General features: G+C 70.9%; 9 protein-coding genes. 1 reads left to right on the forward strand and 8 read right to left on the reverse strand.

Going from position 1 to position 11,866, the window contains the following annotated elements; translation table 11 throughout:
• Nucleotides 1-33 precede the first annotated feature (33 nt).
• The 8 genes from ABTZ89_RS26865 to ABTZ89_RS26900 all read right to left on the reverse strand — a co-directional run bounded on the left by ABTZ89_RS26865 (nt 34) and on the right by ABTZ89_RS26900 (nt 10,618).
• Nucleotides 34-216: a hypothetical protein gene (locus ABTZ89_RS26865; protein WP_351049679.1), complete on the reverse strand. Its 183-nt coding sequence runs from the start codon at nt 214-216 to the stop codon at nt 34-36.
• Nucleotides 213-1,523 carry a serine/threonine-protein kinase gene (locus tag ABTZ89_RS26870; RefSeq protein ID WP_351049682.1) on the reverse strand — a complete coding sequence of 437 codons (1,311 nt, stop codon included), beginning with the start codon at nt 1,521-1,523 and terminating at the stop codon, nt 213-215. Before ABTZ89_RS26870 ends, ABTZ89_RS26865 begins: the two co-directional genes overlap by 4 nt.
• Nucleotides 1,524-1,526: 3 nt before the next feature.
• Entirely contained in the window at nt 1,527-3,443 is a 1,917-nt protein-coding gene (locus ABTZ89_RS26875; protein WP_351049684.1) for an AAA family ATPase, read from the reverse strand.
• Nucleotides 3,440-6,109, reverse strand: a complete 2,670-nt coding sequence (locus ABTZ89_RS26880) for a tetratricopeptide repeat protein (protein ID WP_351049687.1) — start codon at nt 6,107-6,109, stop codon at nt 3,440-3,442. The genes ABTZ89_RS26875 and ABTZ89_RS26880 overlap by 4 nt, the downstream gene beginning before the upstream one ends.
• An 87-nt stretch (nt 6,110-6,196) precedes the next feature.
• Nucleotides 6,197-8,203 (reverse strand): CHAT domain-containing protein, encoded by a 2,007-nt coding sequence (locus ABTZ89_RS26885; RefSeq protein WP_351049690.1) that lies wholly within the window; start codon nt 8,201-8,203, stop codon nt 6,197-6,199.
• A complete protein-coding gene (locus ABTZ89_RS26890; protein ID WP_351049693.1) occupies nt 8,193-8,585 on the reverse strand; it encodes an effector-associated constant component EACC1 in 393 nt (130 codons plus the stop codon). The genes ABTZ89_RS26885 and ABTZ89_RS26890 overlap by 11 nt, the downstream gene beginning before the upstream one ends.
• A gap of 113 nt (nt 8,586-8,698) precedes the next feature.
• Complete coding sequence (locus ABTZ89_RS26895) at nt 8,699-9,241, reverse strand: kinase (RefSeq protein ID WP_351049695.1); 543 nt, start codon at nt 9,239-9,241, stop codon at nt 8,699-8,701.
• Between the two features lie 99 nt (nt 9,242-9,340).
• Nucleotides 9,341-10,618 carry a M20 family metallo-hydrolase gene (locus tag ABTZ89_RS26900; protein WP_351049698.1) on the reverse strand — a complete coding sequence of 426 codons (1,278 nt, stop codon included), beginning with the start codon at nt 10,616-10,618 and terminating at the stop codon, nt 9,341-9,343.
• 350 nt (nt 10,619-10,968) lie between these two features.
• Here ABTZ89_RS26900 and ABTZ89_RS26905 point away from each other — a divergent pair.
• A partial coding sequence (locus tag ABTZ89_RS26905; protein ID WP_351049701.1) for a LacI family DNA-binding transcriptional regulator occupies nt 10,969-11,866 on the forward strand: 898 nt, incomplete at its 3' end.

The following is an 11,866-nucleotide window of genomic DNA, read 5'->3' on the forward strand; positions in this document are numbered from 1 at the left end:
TCACGGGTCCTGAGCTGCCGGAACGGAGCGCTGTCAGCGCGGAGCTGTGGCGGAGACGTCGTGCCACAGCTCGAGCGCCTGGTCGTCGTGGATCCGGCTCGGCCAGCCGTTGCCGTTCGGCTCGAGCGCGCTCCACGCCCGCCGTTCCGGGCGGTCGCGCACCTTGAGCTCGGCGCCCAGTTCGTCCAGCCGCCGCAGCAGTTCGTCCTCGCTCATCGGCGGCCTCCGCGTCGTGCGGCCCTCGCGCGCTCGCGCATCTTGCCGGCCAGCGACGGATTCCCGCCAGCGTCGTAGGCTTCAGCGCTCACTTCGAGCAGCGCAGCGGATTCCGCCGGGGTGAGCGCCGGGAGCCTGAGTCCGGTGGCGCAGTGCTTGAGCGCTTCCGCCCACACACCCGATTTGAGGCGGAGCTTCGCGATGCAGAGGTGCGCGGCGACGGCCTCGGGGAACCGGGCGAGCGCGGTTTCGGCCCGTTCAAAGGCTTTCTCCGGGTTGTGCTGGCCGTCGAAGGATTCGACTTCGGCGAGAAGCCGTTCGAGGTCTTCGGACCCGTCCGGCGCCTCGACCGCGGCGGGCACCAGCGCGCCACCGGAGGTGTAGGCCTCGATCTCGCGCAGCAGCACCTCCGCGTTCGGATAGCGGTCCGTCGCCCGGAACCGCAGGCACCGGCCGACCAGCTCGCCGACCAGCGGATGATCGACGAGGTCCGGGTTGTCGTCCGGGGTGAGCCGGGGAATCCCGGCGTGCCTGGCCTCGAGCTGCCGCCGCCGGTGCCCGTCGGAGTCGTCGGCGGCGAGCTCGGCCATGCCGACGTCGGTCAGCGGATGCCGGCCGGCGAGGATCTCGTGCAGCATCAGGCCCAGCGAGTAGACGTCGGACGCGGGCGTCGGCTCGACGCCCGCAAGCACCTCGGGCGCCTGGCAGGTGATCGCACCGACGCCGCCCCACAACCCGATCGAGCCGAACGCGACCTGCGCCAGCCCGAAGTCGGCCACCTTCAACCTGTCCGGCCCGTCGGCGAGGACGTTGTCCGCCTTGAGGTCGCAGTGCAGCACCGGTGGGTCGAGGGTGTGCATCCACGCCACGGCGCGCAGGACCTGCGTGATCCAGCGCAACGCCAGCGCCACCGGAACCGGCCGGTACGCCTGGCTCAAGTCGGCGAGCGTCCGCGCCGTGGCGCCGCCGGGCATCCGGTGCCCGGTCACGTACTCCATCGCGATGTAGGCGCGCGCCCCCTCGCCCTGCAGGATCCCGGCGTCCAGCACCGTGATCAGGTGCCTGGTCGCCTCCGGGTAGCTCTGCTCCTCCTGCAGCCGCATGACGACGGCCGCGTCGTTGAGCTGGTCGCTCGCGTTGTCCCCGGTGACCAGGTCGCGGTGGAACAGCTTCAGCGCCACCTGCCGCAGCGTCAGGTCGAAGACCTTCTGATCGGCCAGGTACACGGTGCCGAAGCCGCCCGAGCCGAGCAACCGCCGGATGACGAACCGGTCGTCCAGGACGGTCCCCGCAGCCAGATCCGCCATCCGCTAGGCCCCCTCCGCGAAGGTGCGGTCCCCGCGCAACCCGACGACGACCCGTTCCGGGGCCCCGCCATCGCCGAGCGTGAGCACGTCGATGACCGGGGACACCAGGTAGTGGCTGGTCAGCCGCGGCACGATGCGCGCACCTTCCCGGTGCCCCGCCGTCGCCCGGCGCGTGAGCCAGTCGGACACCTCCGGCAGGACCTGGACGTCGACGCCGCGGTCCGCGAACCTCGCGGTCTCCAGGGCGACCTGGCGACCGACCAGTTCGCGGTAGGTGTGCTCGTCGAACGCCCGGAACACGATCTTGTCGTCCACCCGGTTGTAGATCTCCGGTCGCTTCAAGTACTTCAGGACCACCTCGCGGATCTCGGTCTCCGCCGCGTCGTCCAGCCGGCCGTCCTCGACCGACGCGGCCGGTGGTGCGACTTCGGACCCCAGGTTGGAGGTGAGGACGACGACGCAGCCCCGCCCGTCGCGGGTCGGGCCGGCCGGGTCGTCGATCAGCCCCTCGTCGAGGAAGCGCAGCAGCGCGGGCCAGACGTCCTCGTGCGCCTTCTCGATCTCGTCCAACAGCACCACGCTCAGCGGCTTGTCCCGCAGCCCGTTGGTCAGCTTCCCCTCCCCGTAGCCGACGTAACCGGGTGGCGCGCCGATGAACACGTTGAGGCTCTCCTTGGTGGCGAACTGCCCCATCTCCAGCATCAGCAGGTGCTCGTCGGATCCGTAGACGACGCGGGCGAGTTCCTTGGCCAGCTCGGTCTTGCCGCTGCCGCTCGGCCCGAGGAACAGCAGCACCGCGGCCGGGCCGCGATCCCGCGGGAACCCGAACCGGAGGCGCTTGATCCACGGGAGGATCCGGGCGACGGCGTGGTCCTGCCCGAGGATCCGCTCCCGCAGCCGGTCACCGATCTCCGCCACCGGGGTGAGCTGCTCGTCGACGTCCTCGTCGTCGGCGGGCTCGGCGTGTTCGAGGTAGTCCCGCAGCTTGGCCGGGTCGAGCCCGCGGCCCGCGAGCCAGTCGGCGATCACACCGCGCTCCTGGGCCACGGCTGCGCGGGCGATGTCGACCTCCCCGGGCTTGGCGCCGAAGCGGGCCGCGCCGGCGACCGCCTGCTTGAGCACTTCGACCACAGCCGGGTACAGGGTCTCCCCGCTCAGCTCCGGACGGTCGACCCGCTTGGACGCCGGGCGGCGGAGCTGCAGCGCCAAGGCGCTGTGGACCTCGCGCAGCGGGTCGATTCCCTGGAACTGCAGGGCGTTCTGCAGCATCCCGCTGTCGATCCCGACCAGCGCGTAGAGCAGGTGCAGCACGGTGGCCCGCCGGCAGCCCAGTGCCGCCATCTCCTCGCGCAGCAGGGTCAGCACCCGCTTGCCCGAGCCGTCGAAGGCCTCGCTCTGCAGCACGCCGGTGGTCGGGTCGAAAAGCTCGGCAGGTGGGGACGAACGCCCCAAGTCCTCCAGCCGTCCCAGGAATTGCTCGAAGGCCTCGTCCGAGCCAGCGATGGCCACCAGCAGCGGACGGGCTTGCGGCACGAGGTCGAGCAGGGTCAGGACGAACAAGCCCTCCCCCGCCCGGCCGGTCCCCGATGCGTTGGCTCGCTGCGCGAAGAGGTCGAGCAGATGGCGCGACGCCTCGGACATCGCTTCCGCGCCGGTTCCGGTCGGCATCCCGGGTTCCCGGTCCTCGTCGAGCGCTCGACCGTAGAGGAGCTCGCAGAACCGGGTGGGGTCGACCCCGCGCGGCCGGAAGAACGTCGTGTGCAGGATCGTCCCGCCGCATCGGGCGAGGAGGGCCAGGAAGTGCGCCGGTTCGACGAACCGGCACCCGGTCTCGGCTGCCTCGGCGGCCAGCTCCGAGCCGTCGCCGAGCACCTCGGCGAGCTCGGGTTCGACGTCCACGCCCCACGCGTCGGTGATCATGCCTGCTCCTGGAGGAGGGTGCGGGCCTGGTCGATGTCGCGCAGCGCCCGGCGGATGTCCCGTTCCGAGCTTCGGACCGCCCGTCTGGCGTAGGCGATGCCCATCGCGCGGCGCACCTCCGGGTTGGCGAGATCAGCGAGTTCGTCCGGCAGGTGGCCGTCGATGACCGCGTCGAGGTTCCCGGTGCGCAGCCTGGCCTCCGTCGCCGCCAGGTAGCCCGCCACGGGCGCGCAGGGCAGCGTTAGGAGGTCTTCCTCGATTTCGCCGTAGGCGGCCAGGAATTCCCCGTCCTCCCCGAGGGCATCGGCGATCAGACACCGGATCGCCGCGTGCGCGACGGGCTGGGTTTCGAGCGCTCGTCGGGCATGTCGGGCACCGAGTTCGCGCTGCTGCGGGTCCGCGGCGAAAACCGAGAGGAGACCCGATAAGAGCCTCACCGCGCCGGATCGGGAGTCGTCCTCCATCGTCGGCAGCGGGGGCGCTTCCGCGGCCGATTCGGGGTGGAGCAGCAGTTTCGCCGTCCCAGCCCAGAACGCGAGCACCGGGTCGTCGGCCTCGGAGCGCAGTTCTTCTTCCAGCGCAACCAGTTCCGCTCTGGCCGAGCCGCCTGGTTCGGCGAGGCAGAACTCCCTGATCAGGCGGGAAGCGCGCACGGACAGCGCCGCCCGGACCAGATCCGGATCCCCGTCGGCGGCCCACGTCTGCAGGGCTTCACCCACAGCGTCTTCGCCCGCTTCGACGGCACGCCGCGCGACGAGCAGTCTCAGCACGGGATCGGCCGGTCCCGGGTCGAGCAACGCCCGCAGCGGCTCACCTGTCACGCCGTCGAGGCAATCCCGGACCACCAGCAGCGGAGCCGCCCAGGTCCGTTCGAGAGAACTGCTGTCCAGCAACGGTTCTGGCGGAATCTCCGCCCCGTCGTAGCGCTGGCGCAGCCACACCCTCGCCAACCGGGCAGCCGCGACCGGGTCCGCCGGCCGGTTCGTCAGCGCCTGGCGGTACCGCCGGGTCGCCTCGGTGACCTCACCGTTCACCTCGTGCAGCCGCCCCAGCATCCGGTGCCCTGCCGCGACATAAGCCCCGGCGGCGGCTTCCCTGCCCGCGAAGCCGTCCACCAGGCGCTCCGCTTCCTGCACCTCGCCGCTGCGTCCGGCGAGGAGGGCGGCGAGGTAGTCCGCCGAAGCCGGACGTGGCGCTGAGATCGTCTCCAGCAGCTGCGCTGCCTCGGTGTTTTCCCCTGCTGCGACGGCGAGCAGACCGAGCTGCGCTCTTGCTTCGCGTGCTTTGACCCCGTGCTCGCAGCGCTGGAGGAACTCCGCAGCTTGCCGCGTCTGACCGGCGTGCGCGAAGGTCACGCCTTCCCAGTAGTCCAGGAGGGGCTCGTAGCGCAGTCGTACGAGACGTGCCACCAAACCTCGGCCGGTGAGCCCAGGTCTCGCACGTGCGAACCATTCGAGCGCTGCATCGGTCTGGCCTGCTCGCAGCGCCAGCCGGGCTTCCAAGTAGCCGCGTTCGACCGCCTGCTCCTGGGCGGCCACCCGCTGGAGGCAGCCGTCGACCGGCCACCACGGGCAAGGACTGGGTTCCGAGCGGGATGCCGCCGCTGCCGTCGACGAGTCCTCGCTCAAGGCGATCCGCAGTTCGACGAGCCGTCCCCAGGCGGTTCCGTCGGTGAAGCGAGCGCCGAAGTCGGCCAGTTGTGCTGGTAACGCCTGTGCGGCCTCGGCGGATAACAGGGGCCGTAAGTCCTGCACGTTCCCCAGGCGCTGCCAGATCAAGGCCGGCTGCCCCCGCTCGGGCGCGTGATCGGACAGGACGGCGGTGGCCTCGTCCTCGGCGTACCGCAGGCGGCCGCACAACCACTGCCCCCAGGCACAACCCTCGAGCGCGGTCTGAGGGACGCGAGGCGGTCCCCCGTGGATCGCGGCTGCCAGCACGGATTTCAGCGCGGACAACTGCGGGATCGTGCGGACCAGGGACCCGCTCGCCTCCCCGAGCACCGCACCGAACTCGACGTCCTGGACGGGACGATCATCCCGCAAGCACTCGAACACCCCTGCCACGAAGCGGAAGAACCGGAAGTCCTGGGCGAAGTGCGCATCGACGGCCGCGCTGGACAGGCACCGGGCGAGCGAAGCCGGGTCGCCGAAAGCAGCAGCGCAGGCCGCGCCGAGCAGCACGGGCGGCCAGCTTCCGGCGGGCGCGGTCGCACCAGCCGCGAGATACCTGGAGGCCAGCCCGAACTGCCCGGTCTGCATGGCGTACACCGCGAGGTTGTAGAAACCCCAGGGCAGTGCGCCCGCGACCTGCATCAGCCGACCGGTCAGCTGCGCGACGTGGGCGATCAGCTCCCACGAGGCTCCCGGCACGATCCGGAGCACCGGCTCCAACGCGCGGGTGGCCACCTCGAACGCCTCCGCGGCGTACCGACCGTCCCGGTACCGCTCGAGCAGGGCAACGCACCGGCTGGCGTCGGACAACGTCTGCGTGGCCATGACGGCAGCCACCGCCGCGAGGGTTTCGGCGGTTTCATCGCCGACGGCACCGGGATGGTTCAGCTCCTGCAGCGCGTCGTTCGCACGTCCGTCCTGGAGGGCGGCCAACGCCCGGCGAGCTCGGCGCTGCCGCACGAGTCGCCACTGCCCGCGTTCCGTCGCTGATGCCATGACGAAGCCTCACCGCTCGTGTTCCACGTCACAACCACCCTCCGCGCGAACTCTACTTGTCCGGGACGACGACTTCGCCGATGATCCTCATTCCCGGTCCGGCCGGCGGAGGTCCTCGATCAGCCGCACGCCGTCGACACCGAGTCCTTCCAGCACTTTTCGGGCTCCGGACGCCTCATCGGCCAGCAGCGCGAGCAGCAGCGAGACCTCATCGGCGGGTGCTCCGGTCGCGGCGGGCTTGGCCGCGCCCAACGCCGTGAGCGAGCGCTCGGAGAAGTGCTTGCGGCGCGGCGTCGGGGACGAAAGCGCGCGGACAGCCCGCTTTCCGACGTCCCCCTGCTTCTCCAGCGCGGCGCGCAGCACGGCGCTGCCTGCGATTCCGAACCCCTGCAGGAAGGTGTCCGAACCGATGGCAGTGCGCCTCCCGGCAGCGAGCAGGAGTGCCGCGCGGAGGGCCCGGACAGCGGAATCGTCGAAGGCGTCGGTGCGCAACCGCCCGTCGTCGTCGAAGCACTGCGCGGCCAGGCCCGACGAGGTTCGCGTCGGCGCCTGCTGCGATTCGGCGCGCGCGCTGTCCGGCGGGAGCAGCTGCTGCAACGACACGTTGATGATCTCCAGCAGCCGGGCCGAACTGCCGCCGCCGGTCTCGACGTACGCGGTGGCGATGTCCTGCGGGGTCACCATGGAACGGCCGTCGGCCGAGGCGATCTCCTTGGCCTTGACCAGCGCCGCCTCCACGCTGTCGGAGCGCTGCACGTCGGGCGCTCGGCCGTTGGTGCTGCCCGGGCGCGCGTCCACCCCCACGTCCGCCCCGATCACGCCGTAGAGCGTCGCGGTCAGGACCGCCAGGTTGGTCGATCCGATGGTGCGCCGCATGGACGGCTGCAGTTCCGGGCAGGTGACCAGCCCGAAGAGGAGGTCCGTCGAGGTGACGATGCCCTTGGCCGCGGCGTTGACGCGGTCCAGCAGCTCGACCGCCTCGGGCGAGTACTCCCCCCGCTCCTGCACCCGCGGACGGGTCGGCGCCGGGTTCCGGCCGGTGATGTGCACGCTCGGATTGCCGTAGAGCAGGAAGGACGCCCACGCGCAGTCCGGCTCGCTGAGCACGGCGCGCCGGGCTTCCCGCATCGCCGAACCGGCCGTCTTGTCGTCCAGCAGCTCCCGGTAGAAGGTCTCGGCGAACCGCTTCGCGCTCTCCTCGCCCACTTCGGCACGGGTGCCGATCACGACCTTCGAGCCCAGGGTCATGAAGGACAGGCACAGGTTCGCGACCGGCCCGACGGCCTTGCAGCCGTTGACGAAGACGACCGGGGGCGCGCCCACCACCGCCGCCGTCTCCAACGCGTGCTCGTCGAGCAAACGCCGCTGGTGGAGCAGCAGACCGCTCTTCGCGGGGTCCGAGCGGACGGTGACGTGGCCGCAGTAGTGCAGGAGGTCGTACTGGGTCGACGTGAGCTCGCGGACCACGTTCGCCAGCGTCGCCTTGGACCCCCGCAGCACCGTGCACTCGGCGCCGCGCGCGGTGAACCACTCGGCGACGCGCGCGGCTTCGTGGCTGGCCGCGGGCAGGTCCTCGAGCGGGTCACCGATGATCAGCGCCTTCTCGACCGGGCCGATCTCGCGGCCGGGGTGGGGCGAGGTCCGCACCACCGAGCCCTGGCCGAGGTCGTGGGTGAGCCCGAGGAAGTCGGTCCCGTCGTGGAGCAGCTCCCACGGCACGAGGGTCTCGTTGCTCCGGACCATCAACGGGCCTTGCGACTCGCGGACCTTCGTGATGAGCGCGGGCTCGTCGGTGCCCTTCACCGGGCGGAAGAGCTGGCTGTACAGCGTCTGGCCGGTCCTGACCAGCTCGTCGCGGAGGTCCGACCCGCTGGACGGCGTCCCGCCGAGGGATGCGTCGAGCGCCGATTTGAGGATCCCGTCGATCTCCTCGCACAGATCGCGCACCAGGCTCTGGCTGACGACCAGCGAGTACTCCTGTTCCAGCGCACCGAATTCGGTCCCGCCGGAAGTGCGCAGCTCGTAGCGGTAGCGAGTGCCGCCGTCCTCCTCGCTGACCGTGACGCTCAGGACCGCGAGCGGGTCATCGCTCATGGTCGGCCCGGCCTTCGCGCCCGTCGATGAGCTTCTGCAGCGCTTCGAGCTCCGCCGGGGTCGGCACCTCGCTGAGCGTCACGGTGACGCCGTCGACCGTCACGGTGAGCGTTTTATCGGTTTCGTCCCGCTTCTTCTTCCGCTGCCAGCCCTGCATGACCTGGATCGCCGCGGCGAAGGTTCCGGCGAACTGCACGACCAGCCCGATGATGTCGACGGCCGCCGACCGGCGCCCGGGCTCGGGCTGGTCGACGTCCACCTCGTCGGCCCGAACGGCTCCGGCGTCCAGCAACGCATCCCGCAGGTCACCGCGGAGCCGCAGCGCGTCCTTCCGGCGCTCGGCCGCCTGCAACCTCACCTCGAACTCCAGAACCGGGCTCATAGCCGGAGATCTTCCCAGAGGAACACCCCCGATCGCACCAAGTTCAACCAGGTCGATCACGACTCATCACGAGCACCAGCCCTCGAACCCGCGCAGGTGCACGTGAATAACATTCACGACTTGGTCGCGTTGCGGGGTTGCTCGCCGAAGGCTTCGGCGAGGATTCGGTGGGTGGTCTGCTCCAGGCTGGAGGTCTCCGGGATGACTTGTTCCGAGGGCAACCGGAGGACGTCGTGCTCCCGGTACCAGGCTCGCATTTCTTCGGGACCGAACTCGGCGGCCTTCGGTCGGGTTTCGTGGCGGCGGAGGGTTTCCTCGAACGAGACGTCGAGGTAGTAGAACGCGGTGGTGCCGCGGTGATCTCGTGCGAGCTGGGTCAGCATCGTCGCGTAGCGCTGGGCGGTGAGGATCCCCTCGACGATCACGTGGTACCCGCAGTCGAGGGCGTATCGCGCGACGGTGCTGATCAGACCGATGTTGAAACCGTTGGCCACATCGCGTTCTTTCAGCACCGTCCGCCGCATCACGTCTTGCGGGACCAGCGCGCACGTTCGCCCCAGCGCCTCTCGCACCGCCGTCGCGACGGAGCTCTTGCCGCTACCCGAGTTCCCCCGGATCACCACCAAGCGCGTCCGCGAAGAGCCGACCAATCCCATTCACCGGAGACTAGCGATCCCTGCCGGCGATGACGACCGGCATCCCGGTACATCTCTCCATTGTGGACCCTTTCTTCGGAGGGCGAGGACGGGAGGCGTTCACCGGCTGGCCGCGAAGTCGTTGTCCACAGTGGTCTCTTGGTCCATGCGGACCAGGGTGGTCGCCAGGAGGTGCACGCCGGTGGCGATCTGGTCCGCGTCGGTCCACTCCTCGGGGCAGTGGCTGCGGCCTTCCCGGGAGGGCACGAAGATCATCCCGGCCGGGCAGCGCGCCGCCAGGTGCGCGGCGTCGTGGCCGGCGCCGCTCGGCATCGCCATCCACGGGAGGCCGAGTTCGTCGGCGGCGGCCGACGTCAGGTTCTGCACGGACGGATTCGTCGGGACGACCGGGTTGTCCACGGTCCAGTCGATCAGCACTTCGACACCGTTCTCGGCACTCTCCCTGGCGATCTCCTCGACGATCCGCCGACGGACACCGGACAGCCAGACCTGGTCCTCGCTGCGGAACTCGGCCGCCAGGCGCGTCCGGCCGGGCACCACGTTCTCCGCACCCGGTTCGACCAGCAGATCACCGCAGGTGGCGACCGCAGCACCGGGCCCCGCGCACCCCTCGCGCTCGACGGTCAGCACCGTCCTGGCGGCTGCGACCAACGCGTCCCGCCGATCGTCCATCCGCCGGGTCCCCGCGTGGTCGGACCGGCCGGTGAACGTGGCGAGGAAGCGCTCGATGCCGACGATCGCGGTGACGATCCCGATGCCGACACCGCGCTGCTCCAGCGTCGGCCCCTGCTCGATGTGCAGTTCGAGGTAACCGTGCAGCGGTTTCGTCGCCCAGGTCGGCGTGAGCATCCCGCCGGGGTCCAGCCCGAAGGACGTCGCCACGTCGCCGAGCCGGTTGCCGCCCGCGTCCACCCGGTCCAGGTTCTCCGTCGTGAGCACCCCGGTGGCCGCCTGACTGCCGAGGCAGCTGCCGCTGTAGGGGTTGGACTCCTCGCCGAGGAAGTCGACGACGAGGAGGTCGTGGTCGAGCCGGGTTCCCGTTTCCCGCAGCCGCCGCGCGACCTCGATGCCGCCGAGCACCCCCACGATCCCGTCGAACCGCCCGCCGCCCTGGACGGTGTCCGTGTGCGAGCCGGTGACCAGCGGCGCGCCACCGTGCCGCCCTGGAAGCCGACCGACGATGTTGCCCGCGGGATCGACGGTGACCTCCAGCCCGGCGTCGCGCATCCGGCCGCGCACCCAGTCCCGGGCCGCCCGGTACGGCTCGCTGAAGACCCGGCGCGTCCAGCCGTCCGAATCCGGCTCGGTCAGCCGCGCGAGATCGTGCAGATCGGACCACAGCCGTTCGTGGTCGGGCGCCAGCAGTTCGACGTTCACTCGATCACCTCCAGTGAGGCTTTTCCATCCTGCTCGGGCAGCGACCGCGAAGCACGACCGGCACCGCGCGGCGAGGGTCGCATGCGCCGCAGGCGCATAACCCACCCTTGCAACCGGCACCGCCGCGGGTTCTCAGCGTTCGCCTGGCGAGGACGGCCAAGCCGCCGTGTATTGGCATACATAAGGGTTGGCACCCGCAGACCAGGCGGGCGCTGAGGTTCCGCCACCCGCACCGCCACGCAAAACGAGGATGGAAAACCCTCAGCGCACCCAAACGTTTGCCCCAAACGTTTGGGTGACTATGCTGGTCTTGTCCGCCAGGAGTCAAGGGGCTGGGTAGAGTTCCTCCGATGTCGACGCAAGACGCCCCTAGCGGAGCGCCGCTCAAGCCGCGCCGCCCCGCGACGTTGCGCGCCATCGCGGAGGCCGTCGGAAGCCACTCCTCGACGGTTTCCCGCGTGCTCAACGGAACGGCGCAGGAGCGGCGCGCGGCAGCCTCACCGGAACTCGCCGAGCGGATCCGCCAGATCGCCGAAGAGCTCGACTACCGGCCCAATCCGCACGCGGCCAGCTTGCGCACCCGGCGGAGCGGCTTGATCGGCGTGCTCGTCCCGCGCCTGTCGGACCTCGTGCTCGCCATGGTCTACGAGGGGGTCCACGCCGCAGCAGCGGATGCCGGCCTGTCGACGTTCGTGACCAACACCGACGACCTCGCGCAGCGGCAGCGATCCGCGGCCGACGTGATGCTCGCCCGCCGCGTCGACGGGATGATCTTCGGCGACGCCCACCTCGACAGCGAGTTCCTCACCGAGTTCGCCGATCGGGGCGTCCCGTTCGTGCTGGTCAACAGGTGGTCGGGCAGCTTCCCGGCCGCGACCTGCGACGACTACCTCGGCGGCCGGCTGGTCGCGGAGCACTTCCTGGACCGCGGCTTCGAGCGCGCCGCGTTGCTGGCCGGGCCGGAGTTCGCGAGCACGGCCCGCGACCGCACGGCCGGATTCCTCGACCGCTACCGGGAAGCGGGCATCGAGGTGCCCGAGAACCGGATCGTCCGGGCAGGTCTCGACGTCGCGGAGGGCCACCGGGGCGCCGACGAGCTGCTGGCCCGCGGCCCGGCGCCGGACGCGATCTTCGCCGTCAACGACTTCGCCGCGATCGGCGCGATCGGGTCCCTGCGCGACCACGGCATCCGAGCGGGCGAAGACCTGGCGGTCGCCGGCTACCACGACACCCCGCTGGCCGCCGAAC

Origin of the sequence: Saccharopolyspora sp. NPDC002686 (assembly GCF_040295745.1) — a bacterium.
Lineage (GTDB): Bacteria > Actinomycetota > Actinomycetes > Mycobacteriales > Pseudonocardiaceae > Saccharopolyspora > Saccharopolyspora oryzae.

What these genes read in the sequence shown, in the direction of transcription:
- ABTZ89_RS26895 (WP_351049695.1), bottom strand. Translation starts at nt 9,241, where the DNA reads ATGGGATTGGTCGGCTCTTCGCGGACGCGCTTGGTGGTGATCCGGGGG.
- ABTZ89_RS26870 (WP_351049682.1), bottom strand. Translation starts at nt 1,523, where the DNA reads ATGGCGGATCTGGCTGCGGGGACCGTCCTGGACGACCGGTTCGTCATC.
- ABTZ89_RS26875 (WP_351049684.1), bottom strand. Translation starts at nt 3,443, where the DNA reads ATGATCACCGACGCGTGGGGCGTGGACGTCGAACCCGAGCTCGCCGAG.
- ABTZ89_RS26890 (WP_351049693.1), bottom strand. Translation starts at nt 8,585, where the DNA reads ATGAGCCCGGTTCTGGAGTTCGAGGTGAGGTTGCAGGCGGCCGAGCGC.
- ABTZ89_RS26885 (WP_351049690.1), bottom strand. Translation starts at nt 8,203, where the DNA reads ATGAGCGATGACCCGCTCGCGGTCCTGAGCGTCACGGTCAGCGAGGAG.
- ABTZ89_RS26880 (WP_351049687.1), bottom strand. Translation starts at nt 6,109, where the DNA reads ATGGCATCAGCGACGGAACGCGGGCAGTGGCGACTCGTGCGGCAGCGC.
- ABTZ89_RS26865 (WP_351049679.1), bottom strand. Translation starts at nt 216, where the DNA reads ATGAGCGAGGACGAACTGCTGCGGCGGCTGGACGAACTGGGCGCCGAG.